The 23,220-nt window shown below is 68.1% G+C and carries 16 protein-coding genes; 8 read left to right on the top strand and 8 right to left on the bottom strand.

The window, feature by feature from the left end; genetic code table 11:
- Window positions 1-68 precede the first annotated feature (68 nt).
- Complete coding sequence (gene ppc / locus NP4_RS12120; protein WP_082875782.1) at window positions 69-2,831, bottom strand: phosphoenolpyruvate carboxylase; 2,763 nt, start codon at window positions 2,829-2,831, stop codon at window positions 69-71.
- 114 nt (window positions 2,832-2,945) lie between these two features.
- On the opposite strand from ppc, the gene NP4_RS12115 reads away from it, so the two are divergent.
- Window positions 2,946-3,503, top strand: coding sequence for an RBBP9/YdeN family alpha/beta hydrolase (locus tag NP4_RS12115; RefSeq protein WP_211335890.1), 558 nt, complete (start codon window positions 2,946-2,948; stop codon window positions 3,501-3,503).
- Window positions 3,504-3,508: 5 nt separating this feature from the next.
- Here NP4_RS12115 and NP4_RS12110 read toward each other — a convergent pair whose 3' ends face one another.
- Window positions 3,509-6,196, bottom strand: a complete 2,688-nt coding sequence (locus NP4_RS12110; protein WP_067996560.1) for a bifunctional acetate--CoA ligase family protein/GNAT family N-acetyltransferase — start codon at window positions 6,194-6,196, stop codon at window positions 3,509-3,511.
- Window positions 6,189-7,388, bottom strand: a complete 1,200-nt coding sequence (locus NP4_RS12105; RefSeq protein WP_067996557.1) for an acetoin utilization protein AcuC — start codon at window positions 7,386-7,388, stop codon at window positions 6,189-6,191. The genes NP4_RS12110 and NP4_RS12105 overlap by 8 nt, the downstream gene beginning before the upstream one ends.
- 237 nt (window positions 7,389-7,625) lie before the next feature.
- Here NP4_RS12105 and NP4_RS12100 point away from each other — a divergent pair, with 237 nt between their 5' ends.
- Both NP4_RS12100 and galE read left to right on the top strand, forming a co-directional pair.
- Window positions 7,626-8,312, top strand: coding sequence for an iron-dependent transcriptional repressor DtxR (locus NP4_RS12100; protein ID WP_062504895.1), 687 nt, complete (start codon window positions 7,626-7,628; stop codon window positions 8,310-8,312).
- 3 nt (window positions 8,313-8,315) lie between these two features.
- Window positions 8,316-9,296: a UDP-glucose 4-epimerase GalE gene (gene galE, locus NP4_RS12095; protein WP_067996553.1), complete on the top strand. Its 981-nt coding sequence runs from the start codon at window positions 8,316-8,318 to the stop codon at window positions 9,294-9,296.
- 14 nt (window positions 9,297-9,310) lie between these two features.
- Here the strand turns inward: galE and NP4_RS12090 are convergent, their stop codons facing one another.
- The 3 genes from NP4_RS12090 to NP4_RS12080 all read right to left on the bottom strand — a co-directional run bounded on the left by NP4_RS12090 (window position 9,311) and on the right by NP4_RS12080 (window position 12,616).
- Window positions 9,311-10,570 carry a DUF4192 domain-containing protein gene (locus NP4_RS12090; RefSeq protein WP_082875781.1) on the bottom strand — a complete coding sequence of 420 codons (1,260 nt, stop codon included), beginning with the start codon at window positions 10,568-10,570 and terminating at the stop codon, window positions 9,311-9,313.
- Window positions 10,571-10,958: 388 nt separating this feature from the next.
- On the bottom strand, window positions 10,959-11,891 hold the full coding sequence (locus tag NP4_RS12085; RefSeq protein WP_067996550.1) for an aldo/keto reductase: 933 nt from the start codon (window positions 11,889-11,891) through the stop codon (window positions 10,959-10,961).
- Window positions 11,892-11,911: 20 nt separating this feature from the next.
- A complete protein-coding gene (locus NP4_RS12080; RefSeq protein WP_245998001.1) occupies window positions 11,912-12,616 on the bottom strand; it encodes a DUF5642 family protein in 705 nt (234 codons plus the stop codon).
- Between the two features lie 201 nt (window positions 12,617-12,817).
- On the opposite strand from NP4_RS12080, the gene NP4_RS12075 reads away from it, so the two are divergent.
- The 4 genes from NP4_RS12075 to speD all read left to right on the top strand — a co-directional run bounded on the left by NP4_RS12075 (window position 12,818) and on the right by speD (window position 18,928).
- Window positions 12,818-13,762: a proteasome assembly chaperone family protein gene (locus NP4_RS12075; protein ID WP_062504887.1), complete on the top strand. Its 945-nt coding sequence runs from the start codon at window positions 12,818-12,820 to the stop codon at window positions 13,760-13,762.
- A gap of 49 nt (window positions 13,763-13,811) precedes the next feature.
- Window positions 13,812-16,319 carry a DEAD/DEAH box helicase gene (locus NP4_RS12070; RefSeq protein ID WP_067996548.1) on the top strand — a complete coding sequence of 836 codons (2,508 nt, stop codon included), beginning with the start codon at window positions 13,812-13,814 and terminating at the stop codon, window positions 16,317-16,319.
- 267 nt (window positions 16,320-16,586) lie between these two features.
- Window positions 16,587-17,702 (top strand): type III PLP-dependent enzyme, encoded by a 1,116-nt coding sequence (locus NP4_RS12065; protein ID WP_245998003.1) that lies wholly within the window; start codon window positions 16,587-16,589, stop codon window positions 17,700-17,702.
- Between the two features lie 8 nt (window positions 17,703-17,710).
- The gene (gene speD / locus NP4_RS12060) at window positions 17,711-18,928 is read left to right on the top strand and encodes an adenosylmethionine decarboxylase (protein WP_067996541.1); all 1,218 of its coding nucleotides are present in this window, start codon (window positions 17,711-17,713) and stop codon (window positions 18,926-18,928) included.
- An 81-nt stretch (window positions 18,929-19,009) separates the two neighbouring features.
- On the opposite strand, the gene NP4_RS40895 is transcribed toward speD, so the two are convergent.
- Window positions 19,010-19,159: a DUF6002 family protein gene (locus NP4_RS40895; protein WP_156524910.1), complete on the bottom strand. Its 150-nt coding sequence runs from the start codon at window positions 19,157-19,159 to the stop codon at window positions 19,010-19,012.
- Here NP4_RS40895 and NP4_RS12055 point away from each other — a divergent pair.
- Complete coding sequence (locus NP4_RS12055) at window positions 19,130-19,537, top strand: hypothetical protein (RefSeq protein ID WP_067996538.1); 408 nt, start codon at window positions 19,130-19,132, stop codon at window positions 19,535-19,537. The two genes, NP4_RS40895 and NP4_RS12055, sit on opposite strands and share 30 nt — an antisense overlap.
- Before the next feature lie 89 nt (window positions 19,538-19,626).
- On the opposite strand, the gene NP4_RS12050 is transcribed toward NP4_RS12055, so the two are convergent.
- Window positions 19,627-23,106, bottom strand: a complete 3,480-nt coding sequence (locus NP4_RS12050) for an indolepyruvate ferredoxin oxidoreductase family protein (RefSeq protein ID WP_067996855.1) — start codon at window positions 23,104-23,106, stop codon at window positions 19,627-19,629.
- Window positions 23,107-23,220: the final 114 nt, after the last annotated feature.

Genomic DNA, 23,220 nt, shown 5'->3' with positions numbered 1-23,220 from the left:
ACGTTCACCGAGCGTTCAGTCCGATGCCGATTACATTGTCCGGGTTGACAATTGGAGTTCCTCGGCCACTATCCCGAGTTGCGCAGCGCCGTCGCCAGTCCGTTCATGGTGAGCAGGATGCCGCGTTCGACCAGTTCGGTGGTGTCGCCGGAGCGGCGGCGGCGCAGCAGGTCGACCTGCATCTGGTTGATCGGTTCCAGGTAGGGGAAACGGTTTCGGATGGATTCGGCCAGGGCGGGGTTGTCGGCGAGCAGCTGATCGCTGCCGGTGACGGCCGCGTGCATGCGCACGGTGCGATCGAATTCCTCGCGGATCATGCCGAAGATGTTCGTGCGCAAGGATTCGTCGTCGACCAGTTCGGCGTAGCGGGCGGCGATATCCATATCGGCCTTGGCCATGACCTGCGCCAGATTCGACATGACCGTCCGGAAGAACGGCCAGCGCGCGTACAGCCGCGACAGGGTTTCCAGCCGGGCGGGATCCTCGCCCACCCACTGTTCGATCGCGGTGCCCGTGCCGTACCAGCCCGGCAGCATGACCCGCGACTGACTCCAGGCCATCACCCACGGAATCGCGCGCAGATCGCTCACCGAACTGGTGGGTTTGCGCGAGGCCGGTCGGCTGCCGAGATTGAGATCGGCGACCTCGGCGATCGGCGTCGAGGCCCGGAAGTAGTCGACGAAACCCGGTGTTTCGTGCACCAGCGCCGCATAGGCGCGGCGGGCCAGCTCGGCCAATTCGTCGAACAGCTCATAGGCCGGTTCGGCCTCGGCGCCCAGCCCCTCCACATCCAGCAACGTCGACTCGAGCGTTCCGGCGACCAGCGATTCCAGATTGCGGTAGGCGGTGCCGCGATCGGCGTACTTGGTCGAGATCACCTCGCCCTGTTCGGTCAGGCGCAGCGATCCGCGCACCGCCCCCGCCGGCTGGGCGAGGATGGCGTCGTAGCTGCGGCCACCGCCGCGACCCACGGTGCCACCGCGACCGTGGAACAGCCGCAATCGAATTCCGGTCTTGCGGGCGGCGTCCACCAGATCCAGTTCGGCCCGGTACAGCGCCCAGTTGGCCGCCAGATATCCGCCGTCCTTATTGGAGTCGGAGTAGCCGAGCATGACCTCCTGCTGCATACCGCGCGCGACGACCAGGCGGTGATAGGCCGGGACTTCCAAGGCGGCGACCAAAGTTTCGGCGCCGTGGCGCAGATCGTCGATGGTCTCGAACAGCGGCACCACCCCGACCGGACTGCTGGGTGGGGTCTGCGCGTCGCCCGGATCCAGGATCCCGGCCTCCTTGAGCAGCAAGGCCGCCTCGAGCAGATCGCTGACCGACGTGCACATGCTGATGATGTAGTTCGGCACCGTATCCGGGCCCAGATCGTCCAGCGCGGCCTTGGCGGCACGGACCACGCCGAGCTCCTTGACCGCGAGCTCGCTCAGATTCGCCGTCGGACCCAATAGCGGGCGGCGCGTGCTCAGCTCGGCGGCGAGCAGCCGCACGCGCTCGGATTCGGACAGGCTCGCGTAATCGGAATGCACTCCGGCCCAGGCGAACAGCTCGGCCACGACCTGCTCGTGCGTCTCGGAGTTCTGGCGCATGTCCAGACCCTGCAGATGGAAGCCGAAGGTTTCGACCGCACCGCGCAACGCGGCCAGTCGATCGTCGGCCAGCAGCCCGTCGCCGGAGGCCCGCATCGACGCGTCCACCACGTTCAGATCATCGAGCAGTTCGGCGGGTGTCGCGTACGGGCGCGCGCCGACATCCACACCCTCGCCGGGAATTTCGCCTACCGCCCGCAGCGCCGTCGCGGTGAGCCGAGCCCGGATACCGCGGATCGCGCGGCGATACGGCTCGTCCGCGCGCTGCGGCGATTCGTCGTATCCGGCATCGGCCAGCCGGGCCAGTTCGGGTGAGACAAGTACGAGTCGCGCCGACTGCGACAGCGATTTCTCCAGGCCCACAAGCTCTTTCAGATAATGACCAAATGCGACCGTGCCCGCGCGATGGGTGGCCCGATGCACGACCTCGCCGGTGACATTCGGATTCCCGTCGCGATCCCCGCCGATCCACGACCCCGGGCGCAGGATCGGCCGCGCCAGCAAATCCCGGTCGGGCCAACGCGAGCGCAGCGCGTCGCGTACATCGGCATTGATCCGCGGGATCACCTCGAGCAGGGACATGTCGTAGTAGCGCAGCCCGACCTCGATCTCGTCCTGAATTCGCAGGCGCGCCAGGCGGATCAGCGCGGTGCGCCACAGGGTGAGTACCTGGCGGCGGATCCGGTTCTCGAGATCGGCGTACTCCGGTTCGGTCGTCACATAGCGCTGACGCATCCGCATCAGTTCGGTGATGCGCGACTGCACGTCGAAGACCGTGCGGCGGCGGGTCTCGGTGGGGTGCGCGGTGATCACCGGCGATACCAGCGCGTCGGTGAGCAGGTCGGCGACATTCGCACCGCCGGGCGGGTAGGAATCCAGTTTGCGATAGGTCGCGGCCAGGCTCGAATCCTGCGGCGGCTCCCCTGCCGCCTGATGGACCGCGCGGCGGCGATCGCGTTGCAGATCCTCGGCCAGGTTGGCCAGCAGCAGGAAGTGGCTGAACGCCCGGATCAGTGGAATGGCCACCTCGATCTCGGTATCGCGCAGCATATCGGCGACCGCGCTGCGCTCCACCTCCGATCTGCGCACCCGGAACGCCTCGACACGGACTCGCTCGATGAGGTCGAAGACATTCGCGCCCTCGTGGTCGCGGATCGTCTCGCCCAGGATCGCTCCGAGGAAACGGATGTCGTCGCGCAGCGGCGCGGTGGCAGCCTCGATCTGATCTTCGCGCATACCGCCAGTATCGACCATCGCCGTGGTCGTGAACCGTCGCGGGCGGCGCGAATGTGGGCGCGGCCACGTTCGCGACGCGGAATATTCCCGGTCCAACGGCAGGTTCGCCGATGCGTGCGTATCTTCATCGTTCATGGTTACGGCGCCTCCGTCGATGCTCATTGGTTCCCCTGGCTGGCCGAACAGCTCGAGTCCGAGGGCCACGAGGTGTCGATCGTGGAACTGCCCACCCCGGAGGCCCCCGTCCGGCGGGAGTGGGACGCCCGGCTGGCCGACGAGATCGGCGACGTCGATGCCGATACCGTGCTCGTGACGCACAGCCTCGGCACCATCACCGCCCTGCGTCATCTCGCCGCCCTCGAATCCGACTGGCGACTGGCCGGTTTCGTCGCCGTCTCCGGATTCCTCGGCACCCTGCCGACCCTGCCCGAGCTGGACGATTACCTCACCGACCGGCCCAAGCTCGCCGCGCTGATCCCCCGCATCGGCGCGCGCGTGATGATCCATTCCGACGACGACTCGATCGTGTCGCCGACGGCCTCCCACGCCCTCGGCGTCGAGTTGGCCGCCGAGACGATCGTGATCCCGGGCGGTGGCCACCTCCTCGCCGACGAGGGCTTCACCAAGCTGCCGGAGGCGCTGAGCGCCGTCCAGCGGCTCGGCCGCGGCTGACCGGCTCAGGCCAATCGGCGGGGGCCGACGTCGAAGCGGCTGGGTTCGGGTCCGATACGAACCCGGGCATAGAGGATGGCGGCCCCCTGTGGCGCGGCCAGCACCGGTTCGATCGCCAGTTCGCGGACCTCGGGCAGATCGTCGCACAGTGCCGAAACGCGCTGTGCCAGTTCGGCGAGCGCCCGTTTGTCCACCGGCTCCCCGACCGTGCGACCGGGCACACCGGACTGCCCGTCCAGCAGTGGCGCCGCCCGCGGCGCGTCGATCAGCCGGATCGCGTCGGCCTCGGTCAGCGGCAGCGCCCGGTACACCCGATCGCCGAGCAGATCGATGATCGTTCCCGACAGCCCGAAACTGATCACCGAGCCGAACGACGGATCGTCCTGCACCCGCAGTACACAGCCCAGCCCCTTGGTGGCCATCTTCTGGATGTGCACGACCTCGTTGCCGGACAGTTCGGCCAGATCGTCGTAGGCGCGACGCACCGCGGAGGGCCGCCACAGATCCAGCCGCACCCCGGTCAGATCCGGCCGCAGCCGCCACAGCTCACCGGTCGCCTTGGCCGCCACCGGATAGCCGAGCTCCTCGGCCGCGGCCACCGCCGCCTCGACATCGCGAACCTCCCGGAATTCCACCACCCGCACCCCATAGCAGGCCAGCAGCCGCGCCGCGTCCAGATCGGCCAGCCAATCCCCCTCGGGCGCGCGAGACATCCACTCCCCCACCAATTCTCGCGCCCGCTCGGTATCGATATCGGCGGGCCGCACCACCGTCGACACCGGCCGGGTCCGCCAGTCGGCGTAGCGCCGCACCCGGGCGAGCGCCCGCGCGGCGCGCTCCGGCTCGGGATAGGACGGGATCGAGCCGCGCTCGACCATGCCGCCGCTGCCCCGGGCGGCGAGCAGATTCGGCATCCCGTGTTCGGCGACGAACGTGGTCAGCACCGGTTTCGAGATATCGGCCGCGCCGGAGCGGATGGCCTCGGCGAAGGCCGCGATCGAGGTCGGCACGGGCGGGGAGAAGATCACGATCAGCGCGTCGACCTCTGGATCGCGCGCGGCCGCGGCGACGGCGGTGAGGTAGTCGGCCGGATCGGCCTGCGGGCCCAGATCGGTCGGCTCGCCCACCGTGAGCCCCTCCGCGCGCGCCGCGTCCACCGCCATCCACTCCAGCGCCGCACTGTTTCCGATCACCGCCAGCCGCGGCCCGGCGGGCAGCGGTTGGTAGGCCAGCAGCATGGCGCAGTCGAACATCTCGGAGATGGTGTCCACCTGCACGATTCCGGCCTGGGCGAACAGATCTCGCCCGAGTGACAGTTCCAGCGGGCTGAGCGCCCCGGTATGCGCGGTGTGGCGGCCGTTGCTCACCACCACGACGGGTTTGGTGCGCGCCACCCGCCGGGCGATCCGGGAGAACTTGCGCGGATTGCCGAAGGTCTCCAGATACAGCAGCACCACATCGGTGGCCGGATCGCTATCCCAGTACTGCAGCAGATCGTTACCCGACACATCGGCACGATTACCGGCGGAGACGAAGGTCGACAGGCCGAGCATGCGCGCGGCCGCCTCACCGAGAATGGCCGCGCCCAACGGCCCGGATTGGCAGAAGAATCCGATGCGGCCGCGACCGGGCAGCACCGGCGCGAGGGTGGCGTTGAGCGAGATCGCCGGATCGGTATTGGCGATGCCCAGCGCGCTCGGCCCCACCACCCGCATACCGTGCCCGCGCGCGGCGTCCACCAGATCGCGCTCGGCGGCGTATCCGGACGGCCCGGTTTCGGAGAATCCGGCCGTCAGCACCACCAAACCCTTGACACCCTTGGCCATACAGTCGTCGAGCACCGATTTGATCTCGGTGGCGGGCACCGCGACCACCGCCAGATCCACCTCGTCCGGAATATCGCGGACCGTGGCGTAGGAGCGCACACCGCGCACCGAACTGCGGTTCGGATTCACCGGATATACCGGTCCCTGGAACACGCCCGAGAGCAGATTCGCCAAGACCGCGCCACCGACCCGGCCCGAGGACGGGGTCGCCCCGATCACCGCGACCGAACGCGGACTCAGCAGATTGCCGACACTGCGCGCCTCGGAGGCCCGCTCGCGCGAATCGCGCACCGACAGTAGGGCTTCGGTGGGATCGATGGCGAATTCCAGATGCAGGACCGAACCGTCGCGGTTGCGGCGCACCTGATACCCGGCGTCGCGGAATACCGTCACCATGGCGTTGTTCTCCGCGAGCACCTCGGCGACGAAGGTGTCGATACCGTTCTCGGCGGCCGCACCCGCCAGATGTTCGAGCAGGATCGAGCCCAGACCCCGGCCCTGATGTTCGTCGGCGACCACGAACGCCACCTCGGCCGCCCGGGCGCCCGGATGTTCGGGCAGCAGTTCGTAGCGGCCCACCGCGACGATCGAATCGCCCAGCACCGCCACCAGTCCCACCCGGTCGCGGTAGTCGACGTGGGTGGTACGGAACAGATCCTTCGGCGTCATCTTCGGATACGGGCCGAAGTAACGCAGATAGCGTGTGCGATCCGACAGCCCGGCGTGGAAGCGCTGCAGATCCTCGGCGTCGTCGGGTGTGATCGGGCGCATCCGCACGACACCGCCGTCGGAGGCGAGCACATCGGCGTACCAATGCTGCGGTGGCGGTGGCGGATCCGCGGGTGTGGAGTCGGACGGTTCAGTCACGGGGGTCCTCCGGATCCAGGCCGAGCAACCCGAAAGTGGCTCGGCGCGTGGCCAATACGGATGTGTCGAGGGCGCGTTGCATACGATCGAGGCGTTCGTCGCCGGTTTCGGCGGTGCCGCCCGGCCCGTCCCAGTGCGCGAAAGCGGTATCGGCGCCGTCGCCCATGGCGCGCGGCGGTTCGACGGTGGGTTGATAGGCGCGAGCCTGCTCGATCCACTCGGCCGGAACCGCTGTCGCCGGATCAATCTCACGATCCAGGGCTGCGGCCAGCAGATGGGTCCAGGCGCGGGGCACGACCCGGATCAGGCCGTACCCGCCGCCGCCCACGGCGAGCCAGCGGCCCTCGGCATAGCGGTCGGCCAGCTCGCGCATGGCCAGGAACGCGGCGCGCTGGCCGTCCACGCTCAGTTCCAGATCGGCCAGCGGATCCTCGCGATGGGTGTCGACACCGCACTGACTGATCAGGATCTGTGGCCGGAACGCCGCCAGCGCGCCCGGCGTCACCGCGTGGAAACCGCGCAGCCACTGCGGATCCCGGGTGCCGGGCAGCATCGCCAGATTGATCGCGGTGCCCTCCGCCGCGCCCGCGCCGATCTCCTCCGGCCAACCGGTATTGGGCCACAGTGTGGCCGGATGCTGATGGATCGACAGGGTCAGCACCCGTGGATCGCCATAGAACGCGCGCTGGACGCCGTCGCCGTGATGGACGTCGACGTCGACATAGGCGATGCGGTCGAAACCGTGGTCCAGCAGCCACGAAATCGCCACCGCCACATCGTTGTAGATACAGAAGCCCGACGCCGAATCGGCCATCGCGTGATGCATGCCGCCGCCGATGCTGACCGCTCGGCGCGTACGGCCCTCGACGATCTCCCGCGCGGCGGCCAGCGTGCCGCCCACGATCACCGACGCGGCCTCGTGCATGCGCGGGAATACCGGATTGTCCTCGGACCCCAGCCCGTGCGACGGCGAGGCGCGCCGGACCGCCTCGATGTAGGCGGGGGTGTGAATCCTCAGCAATTCGGACTCTTCGGCAGGATCCGGACGCAGCGTCTCGACGCCCTCGAGCAGTCCCAGGCCGCGGGCGAGCGCCATGGTGAATCGCAAACGCGCCGGTTTCATCGGATGTTCCGGCGTCCAGCTGTACTCGAGGAACCGGTCGGTCCACACCACCGTGGCGTCGCTTGCCATGGCCCCCACGCTAATGCACCGCGGTCGGCGCAAGCGAGAAGCGAACACGGGGAAGGACGGAGCACATTTTGTCGTTGTCATGCAGTACAAATGCAGCAGACGCGGTGCGCCGGCGTTGGGCGCACCCTGTGAGCGCGCGCCTCGCGCCCTCGGGGTTTCCGCAGGACCAGCGACATATGCTGACGCCGGTTGTACAACCGCGCGTGGGTAGAATTCGTGCCGACGAAGGGGTAACAGGTGAAGGATCTGGTCGACACCACGGAGATGTATCTCCGTACCATCTACGACCTCGAGGAAGAAGGTGTCACGCCGCTGCGCGCGCGGATCGCCGAACGCCTCGAGCAGAGCGGCCCGACCGTCAGCCAGACGGTGGCGCGAATGGAGCGCGACGGCCTTTTGACCGTCGCGGGTGACCGGCACCTCGAGTTGACCGAGAAGGGCCGGGCCATGGCGGTCTCGGTGATGCGCAAGCACCGGCTGGCCGAGCGGCTGCTGGTCGATGTGATCGGACTCGAATGGGAGAACGTCCACGCCGAGGCGTGCCGCTGGGAGCACGTGATGAGCGAGGATGTCGAGCGTCGCCTCGTCGAGGTGCTCAACCACCCCACCACCTCCCCCTACGGCAATCCCATTCCGGGGTTGGACGAATTGGGTGTGATCGGGACCTCCTCCGACGAGGAGAAACTCGTGCGGCTGTCGGATCTGACGCCCGGACAGGTGTCGGCGGTGGTGGTGCGCCGGTTGTCCGAGCACATCCAGACCGATCCCGAGATCATCGGCCAGCTGCGTGAGGCCGGTGTGGTGCCCGACGCCCGAGTGACCGTGGAGACCAAGCCCGGCGCGGTGGTCATCTCGGTGCCCGGCCACGAGGGTTTCGAACTGTCCGACGAGATGGCCCATGCCGTCCAGGTGAAATTGGTCTGATACATGAAACTTCTGGTGACCGGCGGTGCCGGATACGTCGGCGGGGTCTGCGCGCAGGTGCTGCTCGAGGACGGCCACGAGGTGGTCGTCATCGACGATCTGTCCACCGGAAACGCTGACGGCGCGCCCTCGGGCGCGAAGTTCGTCGAGGGCGATATCGCGACGGTCGGCGTCGAGCTGATCGAATCCGAATCCTTCGACGGCGTCCTGCATTTCGCGGCGCAGTCGCTGGTCGGCGAGTCGGTACAGCAGCCGGAGAAGTACTGGTACGGCAACGTGGTCAAGACACTCGCGTTGCTGGAGGCGATCCGCCGTACCGGAACTCCGCGGCTGGTGTTCTCCTCGACCGCTGCGGTCTACGGCGAGCCGGAGCAGGTGCCGATCACCGAGGAGTCGCCGACCCGGCCGACCAACCCGTACGGGTCGTCCAAGCTGGCCATCGATCACGCCATCACCTCCTATTCGATCGCGCACGGACTGGCCGCGACCAGCCTGCGTTACTTCAACGTGGCGGGCGCCTACAGCGGCCTGGGCGAAAACCGGATGGTGGAAACCCATCTCATTCCGCTGGTCCTGCAAACCGCACTGGGACACCGGGATTCGATCTCGGTGTTCGGCACCGACTACCCGACCTCGGACGGGACCGCGGTGCGCGACTACATCCACATTCGCGATCTGGCCCAGGCGCATCTGCTGGCGCTGGCCCAGTCGAAGCCGGGCGAGCATCGCGTATTCAATCTCGGCAGCGGTACCGGATTCTCGGTGCGCCAGGTGATCTCGGCCTGTGAGCGGGTGACCGGGCTGCCCATCGCGACCGTGGACGCGCCGCGCCGCGCCGGTGATCCGGCGGTGCTGATCGCCTCCAGCGCGCGGGCAGTCAGCGAGCTGGGCTGGAATCCGGAGCACAACGATCTCGACGAGATCGTCTCCGACGCCTGGGCTTTCCTGCGATCTCTGGGCGATCGCGCGCACAGCGCCCGCTGATCGCACGGGCGCGCTCACCGGTCGCTCCGATCGGTGCCCTCGCCCAGGTCCACACCCACCGCCGCGGCCTTGTCGCGCCCGCTGCGGGCCAGTTTGCGCACCTCCCGCGGTGGCATGCCGGTACGCAGCGCGGTTTCGAGTAGGGCGGCAATGCCGTGGTCGGGTTCGATGTCCAGTGCGGCCGTCAGGGCGACGCCGGCGAGTGGGCCGTCGCCGCGCAGATAGGCGCTGTAGCCCAGCAGGGTCGCCGCGTCGGCACGATCGGCGCCGACGGTGGCCCGGCACAGCAGCGTCCACACGGTCTCCGCCGCGGCGGCGCAGTCGGTGTCCCCGAGCGCGAACAGCGCGTCGCGCACCGTCGTATCCCGCAGCGCCACGGCCAGATCCGCGAGCTCGCACGGCTCGAGCGGATCGCCGGAATCGACGGTGGCGACCGACCACAGCACCATCTCCAACGCGGCGCGGCTGTAGGCGGCGGGCTCGCGCTGGGACACCGCGCGGTAGTACCGCTGTCGAGCCCGGCTCTCGGCCTGTTCCAGTACCGATTCGAGTTCGGCCGCGGCGTGCGGATCCGGTGCGACGACGGCGATCAGCTCGTCGCGGGAGGTTCGGATCGGGCGGCCGTCGAGGACGTGCGCGAGGGTGATCGGCGAGTCGGCCGGATGCGCCTGCAGGCCGTGGGCGTCCGGATCGAGCAGGCTCCACCAGGGCTGGTCACCGGCGATCTCGCGGACCGCGCAGACATCGCCGACGATCACGTCCTCGGCTTCCAGTGCCGCGCACAGCATTCGGGTCAGTTCGCGATGGCGGGCACAGCGTGGTCCCGGACGGTCCGCGCGCGGCGCTCCGGCTCGGTCGTCGACGATGAGGATCAGCACCGCGACGACCTTCTCCTGCACGCACAGCGCCCCCAGTTGCCCGGCCAGTCGGGCCCATGCGCCACAACCGATCACGTCCAGGTCGTGGCGGGCCACCGTGCCCACCCGCAGCGAATCGGGCCGCTGCGAGACCTCCCGCAGCATGCACACCACCATCGACCGCTCCGGCACGAACCCCAGCAGTGCCGGGACCGCCGCGATGAACTCGCGGGAATCGTCCACCCGCAGTGCGGGATCGGGCCACAGCGGCTCGTCCGATTCACCGCGCGGCTCGGGACGCGGTCGCGGCTGTCCCGCACGGTATTTCGGCGACCGGCAGAGCGGCGGCCGGGTGGCGTCGCGGGCGGCCTCGGCGGAGCCGTTGTCACCGGGTACTGGTTCGGCAGGCGTGGTCATGCCGAACAGCTTGCGCCACAGCCGGACTCACCGATCCTCCGCGACCTGGGGTTTCATCCGCCCTGTGGATAGCGATTCGGCTGTGGATGAATCCGCTCCGCCAGGGTTGAGCGCACCGAGGAACCCACCGCCACCTGCTACCTTCGATCCACCTACGCGCGCGACGCCGACCACCGCGCAGCAAACGAGACTCACCGCGTACACCGGAAATCGCCGCAGCTCCCCCGACGCGGCCCTCAGCCGATTCAACCCGTCGCCACCCGAAATCGCCGAAGCTTCCCCGACGCGACCCTCAGCCGATTCAACCCGTCGCCCAGCCGGAATCGCCGAAACTACTCCGACGCGGCCCTCAGCCGATTCAACGCGTCGCCACCCGAAGTCGCCGAAACTACTCCGACGCTGCCGTCAATCGATTCAGTTCGTCATCGCTCAGGCGCAACTCGCCCACCGGCAGCAGTCCGGCCAGTTGGGTGGTGTTGCGGGCGCTGGCGATGGGGGCGGCGATGGTCGGCTGGGCGGCGAGCCAGGCCAGGGAGATCGCGGCTACCGGGACGTCGTGGGTTGCGGCGACGGCGTCGAGGACCTCGAGGACGCGCAGGCCGCGGGCGTTCAGGTGGGTGGCCGCGCCCTCGGCGCGGGGGCTGTCGACCTCCTTGCCGGGACGGTACTTGCCGGTGAGAAAACCCTTGGCCAGGGCGTAGTACGGAATCGTCGCCAGGTTCTCCGATTGGGCCAGCGGGAGCAGGTCGCGCTCGAAGTCGGTGCGTTCGACCAGGTTGTACTGCGGCTGGATGGCGACGTAGCGGGCCAGGCCCTCGCGGTCGGCGAAGGCGAGGGAGGCGCGGATGCGGTCGGGCGAGACGTTGGAGGCGGCGACATAGCGGAGTTTGCCCGCGCGGATCAGTTCGTCGTAGGCCGCGACGGTCTCCTCGAGCGGAGTGGCCGGGTCGTCGTAGTGGGCGTAGTAGAGGTCGATGTGGTCGGTGCGCAGGCGACGCAGCGACGCCTCGACCGCGCCGCGAATCGCCTTGGCGGACAAACCCTCGAAGGGGGCCAGGCGGCTGCCCTTGGTGGCGAGCACCAGCCGGTCGCGATTGTCGCGAGCCTGGATCCACTCCCCGAGAATGGTCTCGGACTCACCGCCGCTGTTGCCGGGCACCCAGGCGGAGTAGACATCCGCGGTGTCGATGAAGTTGCCACCCCCGGCGACGAAGGCGTCCAGCACATCGAACGACTCCGCCCGGTCCGCGGTCCAGCCGAAGACGTTGCCACCCAGGCACAGGGGAAAGACGTCGAGATCCGTGATACCGATTTTCGCCATGATCTCGAACGTACTCGGATTCAGCCGCGGCGCACGTCGGCGACCGCGGCGGTGAACACCTGGTCCAGGCCCTCGGTATCGGCGCGCGCGTCCGAGTAGCTCATATAGGTGACCGCGACGCGCACATCGCCGATCTGCCCGATCAGGGTCTGCAGTGTGCGGGTGAGTCCGGGACCGCTGGTCTGCCCGGTCACCGTGCGCCGCAGCGCCAGCGCCTCGTCGACATGTCCGGGCGGCGGCGGATCCAGCTGGGTCACAACGGTATTGGTGATCGGACCGCGAGTGACCCGCACCGTGGCGCATCGCTGCAGTCGCTCGCGCAATCGGGTCAGCGGCGTATCGGTCCTGGTCAACTCGACGGTGAGCGTGGCGCGAGACTGGTTGTCGGTCCCCACCGCGATCGCGCCCCGATCCGGCTCGAACGATGGGGTCGCCTCGCCACAGTCGGCCGGATCGACCTGTGCGCCCTCGGGCATCGCGCGCACATCCCCGGCGGCCCGGCGCGCCCGATCGGGCGAGAGCACGACAGTCGAATAACGCGCCGGGAACTCGTCCTGACCGGGCAGCAGCCGGTTCAGCGCACCCGGGGTGTGTGCGGCGTCGCGCGCGGGTATCGGATGGCCGGACACGGCCGCGCCGCACGCCGCGAGCGACCAGCTCAGCGCCGCGCATCCGAGGGCACGACCGATCGCACGGCCATACCGCGAGCCCGATGAATCCGGCACGATCACATGTTCACTATGGACGAAACCGCGCGAACGCCTCGCTGCCACGCCGGTGATGGCGTGCGGGAATGACGATCGGGTACCCGTTGTTGTGCGGGTGCGGTCCACCCCACCCTGCGCGGTCTCCGAACAAGATGAGAGACAATGGAAGGTGGTCGGCGATCCCGCGTCGAGGTGGGCCACCGCAGGAAGGAGTACGCGATGGACTACGAGTCGCGAATGTACGAGCTGGAGTTCCCCGCTCCGCAGCTGTCGTCCGCCGACGGCGCGGGTCCGGTGCTGGTGCACGGCCTGGAGGGCTTCACCGACGCCGGCCATGCGGTCCGCCTGGCTACGACGCACCTGCGCGAGAGCCTCGAGTCGGAACTGGTCGCCTCGTTCGATGTGGACGAGCTGCTCGACTACCGCTCGCGCCGCCCGCTGATGACGTTCAAGACCGATCACTTCACCGACTACGCCGATCCCGAACTGAACCTGTGGGCCCTCAAGGACACCGAGGGCACCCCGTTCCTGCTGCTGGCCGGTCTGGAACCGGATCTGCGCTGGGAGAAGTTCGTGACCGCGATGCGGTTGCTCGCCGAACAGCTCGGCGTGCGCCGGACCATCGGCCTGAGCGCGATCCCGATGGCGATTCCGCACACCCGTCCGCTGGGCGTGACCGCGCACGCCAGCGATCGCGATCTGATCGGCGAACATCAGCGCTGGCCCGGTGAGCTGCAGGTGCCCGGCAGCGCCTCCTCGCTGCTGGAATACCGGATGGCCCAGCACGGACACGAGTCGATCGGCTTCTCGGTGCACGTGCCGCACTATCTGGCCCAGACCGCCTATCCCGAGGCGGCCCAGACCCTGCTGGAAAGCGTCTCCGACAACGTCGGACTCAAACTGCCGCTGGCGGCGCTCGGTGAGGCCGCGGCCCGGGTTCGCGAACAGGTCAACGAGCACATCGCGGGCAATGCCGAGGTGGAGACGGTCGTGCACGCGCTGGAACGCCAGTACGACAGCTTCGTCACCGCCCAGGAGCGTCAGTCCAGTCTGCTCGCCGGCGACGCCGACCTGCCCACCGGCGACGAGCTCGGCGCGGAATTCGAACGCTTCCTGGCCGAGCAGTCCGGCCTCGGCGACGACGAGGACAACCGCGACAGGTAATGCCGGGGCGCGAAAAACCGCGTGACACCTACCGGTAACGTTGAAATACGTGCAGCTGTCCGAACTGATCCCCGATCGCGCCGTGCCCGACGTGGATCCCGAGTGGCTGTACGAGAGTTTCGCCGACTGGACCCTCGAACAGGGCCTGACGCTGTATCCGGCGCAGGAAGAGGCCCTACTCGAGTTGATGACCGGGGCGAACGTCATCCTGGCCACGCCGACCGGATCCGGTAAGTCGATGGTCGCGGTGGGCGCGCATTTCGCCGCGCTCAACCGCGGCGAGCGCAGCTACTACACCGCCCCGATCAAGGCGCTGGTCAGCGAGAAGTTCTTCGCGCTGTGCGAGGTGTTCGGCGCGGACAAGGTCGGCATGGTCACCGGCGACGCCGCGGTGAATCCGACCGCGCCGATCATCTGCGCGACCGCGGAGATCCTGGCCAATCTGGCGCTGCGCGAGGGCGCGGCCGCGAATGTGGGTCAGGTCGTGATGGACGAATTCCATTTCTACGCCGATCCCGATCGCGGCTGGGCCTGGCAGGTGCCGCTGCTGGAACTGCCGAAGGTCCAATTCCTGCTCATGTCGGCCACTCTCGGCGAGGTCGACTTCTTCGCGAAGGATCTCGAGCGGCGCACCGGCCGAAGCACCGCGATCGTCAGCGGCTCGGAACGTCCGGTGCCGCTGATGTTCTCCTACGTCCGCACGCCGATCACCGAAACCCTCGAGGAATTGGTCTCCACCCACCAATCCCCGGTCTACGTAGTGCATTTCACCCAGGCCGCCGCCCTCGAGCGCGCCCAGGCGCTGACCAGCGTCAACTTCGCGTCCAAGGCCGAGAAGGACGCCATCGCCGAGGCGATCGGCAGCTTCCGGTTCTCCAGCGGATTCGGCAAGACGCTGTCGCGGCTGATCCGCCACGGCATCGGCGTGCACCACGCGGGCATGCTGCCCAAATATCGGCGGCTGGTGGAACGGCTCGCCCAGGAGGGCCTGCTGAAGGTGGTGTGCGGCACCGACACCCTCGGCGTCGGTATCAATGTGCCGATCCGCACCGTATTGCTCACCGGACTCACCAAATTCGACGGTGTGCGCACCCGTCGCCTCAAGGCCCGCGAATTCCATCAGATCGCCGGGCGGGCCGGACGCGCGGGCTACGACACCATCGGCACGGTCGTGGTGCAGGCCCCCGAACACGAGATCGAGAACGTCCGGCTGCTGGCCAAGGCCGGTGACGATCCGAAGAAACAGCGCAAGGTGCAGCGGCGCAAACCGCCGGAGGGCTTCGTGTCCTGGTCCGAGGACACCTTCAACCGCTTGGTCGCCGCCGAACCCGAGGCGATGGTCTCGCGTTTCCGGGTGACCAACTCGCTGCTGCTCAATGTGATCGCGCGGCGCGGCAACTGCTTCGACGCCATGCGCCATCTGCTCGAGGACAATCACGAACCGCGCCCGGCCCAGCGCAAACACATCCTCAAGGCGATCCGCTTGTACCGGGCGCTGCGCGATGCGGGCGTGGTGCAGCAGCTGGACGAACCGGACGAATACGGCCGTCGCGCGCGGCTCACGGTCGACCTGCAGCGCGACTTCGCGCTCGACCAGCCGCTGTCGCCGTTCGCCCTGGCAGCCTTCGAGCTACTTGACAGCGACGCCCCGACCTACACACTGGATGTGGTGTCCATCATCGAATCCACGCTGGAGGATCCACGCCAGCTGCTGCTGGCCCAGCAGCACAAGGCGCGCGGCACCGCCATCGGTGAGATGAAGGCCGACGGCATCGAGTACGACGAGCGTATGGAATTGCTCGAGGACATCACCTGGCCCAAACCGCTGGTCGAACTCATCGAGCCCGCGTTCGAGACCTATCGCGCCGGTCATCCCTGGGTGTCGGAGTTCAGTCCCGCACCCAAATCCGTCGTGCGCGAAATGATCGAGCGCTCACTGACTTTCGCCGAGCTGGTCAGCGAATACGAACTGGCCCGCTCGGAGGGTGTGGTGCTGCGCTACCTCGCCGACGCCTATCGCGCCCTGCGCCGCACGGTTCCGGAATCGGCGCGCACCGAGGAGCTCGAGGACCTCACCGAATGGCTGGGCGAGCTTGTGCGCCAAGTGGATTCGAGCCTGCTCGACGAGTGGGAACAGCTCACCAATCCGGGCGCGGAGAACGACGACGAGCAGTTGGCCTTCGGTGCGGAGACGGTGCGCCCGATCACTGCCAATGAGCGCGCCTTCCGCGTCATGGTGCGCAACGCGATGTTCCGGCGCGTGGAACTGGCCGCGCTGGGCCGCTGGGACCGGCTCGACGAGCTGGACGACGGGCCGGACTGGGAATCGGCGCTCGAACCCTACTTCGCCGAGTACGAGACCCTCGGCACCGGGCCGAACGCCCGGGGCCCACGGCTTTTCCAGATCGAACAGCGGCCGGGCTTCTGGCGGGTGCGCCAGGTGCTCGACGACCCCGCGGGCGATCACGGCTGGTCCATCGACGCCGTGGTCGATCTCGCCGAATCCGATGCCGCCGGCGAGGTGGTGTTCGACGAGATGACGGTGACGGCCGGATGAATATTTCCCGCCGCGCACCCGTCAGCGCGTTGATCCTGCGCCGAAAACCGATTCCGGCGATCGCCGGGGTCACAGGTGGTAACGCCGCTCGATAGCCGAGCGGTATGTCGCGCCGCGACATGACGTGGCATTGCCATGGCGTATGGATCCGCCCGCGCGTGATCAAGGTGACGTCAATCCGGTTCGTAATCCGCGCCACCCTGCTGATACTGTTCCGCTCCGTGCCTGCAGCCAGTTGCTGCCCAGAAGAAAGAGAGTTCCCTTAGATTGTCGATCTCAAACGCGCCCGAGTCGCCCTGTCTCGTCATCGATCTCGCCCGGGTGCGCGACAACTTCCGCGCACTGCGCTCCGCGCTACCCACAGCGCGAATTCGGTTCGCGGTCAAGGCTTCTCCCCTGCCGGAGATCATCCGGCTGCTCCATACCGAAGGCGCGGAATTCGACGTCGCCAGTATCGGTGAGATCGAGCAGTGCCTGAGCCTGGGCGTCGACCCGGCCGCACTCTGCTATGGCAACCCCATCAAGAAGGCCGGCCATATCGCCGCGGCCCACGCCGCGGGCGTGCGCCGCTACGCCTTCGACACCGAAGACGATCTCGAGCGCATCGCCGAGCACGCGCCCGGTGCGGAGGTCGAATGCCGGTTCCTGGCCTCGGCCCCGCAGTCGCAGACGCCCTTCGGCACCAAATTCGGCTGCGCGCCCGGCGAGGCGGTGCGGCTGCTGGTGCGGGCGCGCGATCTGGGCCTGCGGGTGGTCGGACCGTATTTCCATGTGGGCTCACAGCAATTGGATCCGACGGCGTGGCGGATCGGCATCGAGCAGGCCGCAGCGATCTCGGAAGCCTTGGCGGTCAAGGACATTCCGGTCAGCGCGGTGAACATCGGTGGGGGACTGCCGATTTCGTATGTCGATCCCGCGCCCTCGCTGTCGGAACTGGGTGCGGTGATCGCCGAGGCGGCGTCGCGCCATCTCCCGGAGCACACCGATCTGGTGGTGGAACCCGGCCGTGCCCTGGTGGGCAACGCCGGCGTGATCCACGCCGAGGTCGTGAACGTGCGCATCGCGCCGGACGGGCGGCGCTGGATATACCTCGATATCGGCCGCTACAACGGAATGGCCGAAACCGAGAACGAGTACATCGCTTACCGGATCGAAACCTTACGAGACGGTGACCCCGTGGACGAGGCGGTGATTGCCGGTCCGACCTGCGATGGCGACGATGTACTCTATCAACGCACGCGTGTCCTCCTCCCTACCACGCTGCGAGCCGGTGATCCCGTTCGGATCCTCGATACCGGCGCTTATACGGCGAGCTATTCGTCGGTGTCCTTCAATGGTTTCCCGCCTCTGACTGTCAATGTCATTGGCGCTGAGCGAGAGTGAGTTTAGCCATGACGGCAGAATTCACCGGCTGGCACGTGCTGGCCGAGTTCGGTGGTGTCGACGCAGCTCTGTGCAACGACCTCGAGCGACTCGAAACAGCGCTTCGAAAATCGTTGCTAGGAGCCGGTGTCACCATCTGCGATGTGACTCATAAGCAGTTCGAGCCGCAGGGTGTCACGGTGCTGGCGCTGCTGTCGGAGTCGCATGCCTCGATCCACACCTATCCGGAATCGGGTGACATCTTCGTCGACGTGTTCACCTGCGGCAGTATCGGCGCGGGCGCCACGAAGGCGGTCGAGTTACTGCAGGCGGAACTGTCGCCCGGCAGCGTCCATATGGAGGTGATCCAGCGTGGGCACAGCGCCCGGCGGATCCACGAGCCCGTGGGCGAGGGTCTGACCCGCGTCTGGGATCTCGAGGATGTCATCGTCGACACCCGAACTCCGTTCCAGCACATGGTGATCGCGCGCACCGCCCAGGGCGTGTCGCTGTTCTCCGACGAGGATCGCCAGTCCACCGAGTTCTCCCAGCTGACCTATCACGAGGCCATGCTGGTGCCCGGCTACGCGCTGGCCGCGAAGCTGGACAAGGTGCTGATCATCGGTTCCGGCGAGGGCGTCGCCTCGCAGATGTCGGTGGCCGCGGGCGCGTCGCTGGTAGACCACGTCGATATCGATCAGCTGGAGGTGGAGCTGTGCGCGAAGCATCTCCCCTACGGCTATACCGAGGCCGATCTGGCGCGCGCCGTGGCCCACGAGGGCCCGATCAAGATGCACTACGCCGATGGCTGGGACTTCCTGGCCAAGGCCGAGGCCGCGGGCGTGCGCTACGACATGGTGGTCATCGACCTGCCCGACGAGCGGGTCGAGGACGCCCAGCACAACCGTCTGTACGAGGACGAGTTCCTGCTGCGATGTAAAGCGCTGCTCGCCGAGGGCGGCGTGCTCGCGGCGCAGGCGGGCTGTCAGACCATGTGGCGCAACGAGACCCTGAAGCGCTCGTGGAGCCGGTTCCACAATATGTTCGCCACCGTCGTGCCCTACGTCAGCGACGAGCACGAGTGGACGTTCATCTTCGGCACCCCGGCCGAGATCGTCGATCCGGTGGCGAAGATGACCGACACGCTGGCGCTGCTGCCCTACCGTGCCGAGACCGTCGACGCGCAGGCGCTGGTGCGCGGGGCCGTCGAACCGCACGCGCTGCGCGTGGGCGTGGCCGTAGGCTGACTGCCGCACAACGGAATACGCGAAGGGCCCGTCCGGACCGCGAGTCCGGGCGGGCCTTTCGCCCGTCACGGGTACACGGCGCTAATCTCGTGCGCCCATGGCGGTTTCGGCCACCGCGACGAGGTCGTCGGACTCATCGACCGGCACCAGATGATCGCGCGCGATCGGCTGATAGTCGCCCACCGCATAGCTGCCCGAGCCGTGCACGAGGATGTCGTCCTCGTCCACCATGCCGCGGTCGATCCCCTCGAGAATTCCGGTGAACGCCAGGACGCCGTCGGCATGTGGGGCACCTCGGTGGTCCTCGGTCAGCGCACCGACGCGACCGAATGGTCGCGCCGGATCGCCGACGCGCTCACCCGCGGCCATGCCGTCGTCCAGGAATACGTTCGGGCACAACGCTGTCCGGCGACCTTCATCGATCCGACCGACGAGTCGAGGGTCGAGATCGAGATCGCGCCGGTGCTGGGTCCGTTCATCGTCGACGGCGCGCCCGCGGGCTGTCTCACCAAGTTCTACACCCACAACACCCATCCGGTCGTCAGCGTCACCGCGGGCGGGGCGGATCTCAACACCGTGATCGGCCTGCCCGCACACGAGGCCCGCTGACATCGAGGCCGGTCCGATACAGGTCGGGACCCGTTGCGGTCTGCGGGTCGCAACGGATCCCGACCTGTACCGGCGCACCGGCCCGGAGGTCAGGGCAGGACGGGCGGCTCGATCCCCAACTCGCGCAGGCGATCCCGGTAGGTCTCGATCGAGGCGAGTTTCACGCCCTCGTAGCCGCGGACCACATCGGCCAGCGACGCGGCCGCCACGGCCCGGTCGTAGTCGGCGGCCAGGGAACCGGCCAGCGATTCGACCATTCCGGTGTAGTGCTCGAGCAAGGCGCGCTCGACCTTGCGCAGGTGCATGTAGCCGAACGGATCGAATTTGGTGCCGCGCAGGCGCTTACCCTTGGCCAGCATCTTCAGTACGACGTGGCTGCGCGGGGTGAAGCCCATCTTCTTCGAGCGGCCCATCGCGCGCAGGATCGGCGGATGCAGCTTGTAGGTGAGGTTCGAGCCCTCGGGCACCTGGGCCGAAACCTCGGCCAGGAACGCCGGATCCACCAGCCGCCGCGCCACCTCGTACTCATCCTTGTACGCGGTGAACTTGTACAGCCCGCGCGCAACCTGCTCACTGAATTCGGTGCGCTCGGTGACCGCCTGCTGGGCCAGCCAGATGCGCTGCACGGTCGCGACGTAGTCGCGAGCCATCCGCACGCCCTGGAAGCCGATCAGTTCCACCGCGCGCAACTCGACCAGTCGCCGGGTCTCCCCCGTCGCGGTGAGGCCGTCGAAAAGGTCGGCGGGAACGGCGATTTCGGGCCGCTTCGGCTGCGGGCGAGTGGTGGCCGCCGCGAACTCCTCCGGGCGCGCCACCGCGGCACGACCCCAGCGGAACGCGGCGATATTGGCCGCCACGGCCACACCGTTGATCTCTATGGCCTCCTCGATCGACGCGGCGGGCAGGCGCAGGCCGCCCAGCTGATAGGCCGCGCCGATCAGCAGGAAGTTCGCGGCGGTGGTGTTGCCGAACAGCTCCTCGGCCGCGGCCAGCGCGTCGAAGGAGTGCATCGTGCGCGAGACGCCCGCCAGGCGCGCGAGCAGCAGATCGGTCTCCGGATAGGACACCGACTTGTCGTAGACCATCTCGCCGGTCGGGGTCTTGCTGGTCGAGGCTACCGACAGCGTGGTCTCGGCCGAGCCGTAGCCCAGATTCTTGTTGTCGGTCGCGGCGAGCAGATCGAAGGCCACGATGCAGTCGGCGCTGGCCGGGGTCAACCGGTTGGACGGCTCCAATTCGCCCGGGGCGAAGCGCAGATGCGATACCACCGGTCCGGCCTTCTGACTCAGGCCGATCTGGTCCAGGCTGGCCACCTCGTATCCGGCGCGCATGGCCGCGGTCGCGAGGACCTGGTTCACGGTCACGATGCCGGTGCCGCCGATTCCGGCGAGGAAGACGTTCTGCGTGGTGGTCGGGGCGAGCGCCTCGATATCGGGCAGGGCGGGCGGTTCGGGCCGGATCGGCTTGACGCGCTTGGCCTTCGACTTCGCCGGATCCGGCAGCTCCACGGTGACGAACGACGGGCAGTCGCCGTCCATGCAGCTGTAGTCGGTGTTGCAGGAGGTCTGGTCGATGCGGGTCTTGCGGCCGAATTCGGTGTCGACCGGCTGCACCGACAGGCAGTTGCTCTTGACGCCGCAGTCGCCGCAGCCCTCGCATACCGCCTCGTTGATGACCACGCGGGTATTGCGGGTGGGCAGCGTGCCGCGCTTGCGCTGGCGGCGGGCGTCAGCGGCGCAGTGCTGGTCGTAGATCAGGACGGTCACGCCCGGAATCTCGCGCAGCGCGCGCTGGGCCTCGTCGAGCCGATCCCGGTGCCACAGCCGGGTCCCCGGAGCGAGGTCGCGCTTGCGGTACTTCTTCGGTTCGTCGGCGCAGATGATGATCTGCTTGACGCCCTCCACCGACAGTTTGTGCGTCAGCCGCGGCACGGCCAGCGCGCCCTCGGCGTCCTGCGCGCCGGTCATCGCGACGACGTCGTTGTAGAGCAGTTTGTAGGTGATGTTCACCCCGGCCGCGATGCAGGCCTGGATCGCGAGCTGTCCGGAGTGGAAATACGTTCCGTCGCCGATGTTCTGGAACAGATGCGGCACGTCGGTGAACGGGGCCAGGCCGATCCACTGCGCGCCCTCGCCGCCCATCTGGGTCAGGCCGAGCACCTTGCTGTCGTCGCGGTCGGACATGGTGACCATGGTGTGGCACCCGATACCCCCGCCCGCGAGCGAACCCTCCGGTACGGCCGTGGAGCGGTTGTGCGGGCAGCCGCTGCAGAAGTACGCGGCGCGTTTGGTCGGCAGCACCGCCAGCGAGAGCGGCTGCGGCAGCGGCCGTTTCATCTCGAGGTGGCCGTCGAGCACGCGGCGCAGCGGCTTGACGATCCGCCCGGCGGTCAGCTCGCCGTCCTGTTCGAACAGCGGCCGGTTCGAGGCGTCGCGCTTGCCGAGGATCTGCGGTGCGTCGGTGGCGCCGTAGAGGATCTCGCGGATCTGGGTCTCGATGAAGGCGGTCTTGTCCTCGACCACGATCAAACGCTCCAGGCCCCTGGCGAATTCGCGCACCCGCTGCGGGGCGATCGGGAACGGCATGCCGATGCGCAGCAGTCGCACGCCCGCCCGGTGCAGCGCCTCGTCGTCGACGCCCAGGTCGATCAGCGCCTGGCGCACCGCGTCGAAGGTCGTTCCGGTGGCGGCGATGCCGACGCGCGCGTGCGGCGGGTCGATCTCGATGACATCCAGATCGTTGAGGGTGCTGTAGGCCTGCACCAGTTCCCAGCGCGGGCCGTAGAGATCGGCCTCGGCGATGACGCTGTCGGTCGGCGCGGCCATCGGGCGCTGCCTGTAGGTGAAGGGCCTGCCCTCCCACTGGATTTCGGGGACGACGATATCGATGTCGCCGACCGAGCCGTCGACCGTCCACGCGCCGTCGGCGACGTCGGCCACGATCTTCAGCGCCACCAGGCAGCCGGACGCGCGCGACAGCGCCACGCCGTGCAGACCCATGGTGATGATCTCGCGGGCGTTGCGCGGGAACAGCACCGGAATGTTCATCGCGGCCAGCGACCGCTCCGAGACCGCCGGGACCGTCGAGGACTTCGAGGCGGGATCGTCGCCCACCAGCAGCAGCACACCGCCGTTGGGGTTGGCGCCGTACATGTTCGCGTGCCGCAGGGCATCGGTGGAGCGGTCCAGGCCGGGGCCCTTGCCGTACCAGACGCCGACCACACCGTCATGGGTCAGGGTGCTGCCCTCGGGCAGTTGGCCCTGGCTTCCCCACACGGCGGTGGCGGCCAGTTCCTCGTTCAGCCCGGGCACGAAGGCGATGTCGTGTTCGGCGAGCACATTCGGCATACCGCCGAGCATCCGATCGACGCCGCCCAGCGGCGAACCCTGGTAACCGGATACGAAGGTGCCCACCCGTCTGCCCGCGCGCAGATCGCGCACATGCTGTTCCACCAGCTGGCGCGCGATGGCCTGAACACCGGTCAGAACGACGGTGCCGCCGCCGACTCGGTAGCGATCGGCGAGGTCGTACGGTGCTGGGAGCAGTTCGCGGTCGGCGAGCTCGGTCATCAGTTCCACCCGTCCGTTCGGCGCCTTGTGGGCGCCTCTCGAAGTTGAGCATTCGTCGCCGTCATCCTGTCTCCAGGACGCGAAATGAACAACAGATGGATCAGAAATTGCGCA

The sequence above is a fragment of the Nocardia pseudobrasiliensis NBRC 108224 genome (assembly GCF_001613105.1).
Lineage (GTDB): Bacteria > Actinomycetota > Actinomycetes > Mycobacteriales > Mycobacteriaceae > Nocardia > Nocardia pseudobrasiliensis.
Note: the sequence above shows the minus strand (reverse complement) of the source record. Positions and strands in the feature narration are given on the sequence as shown.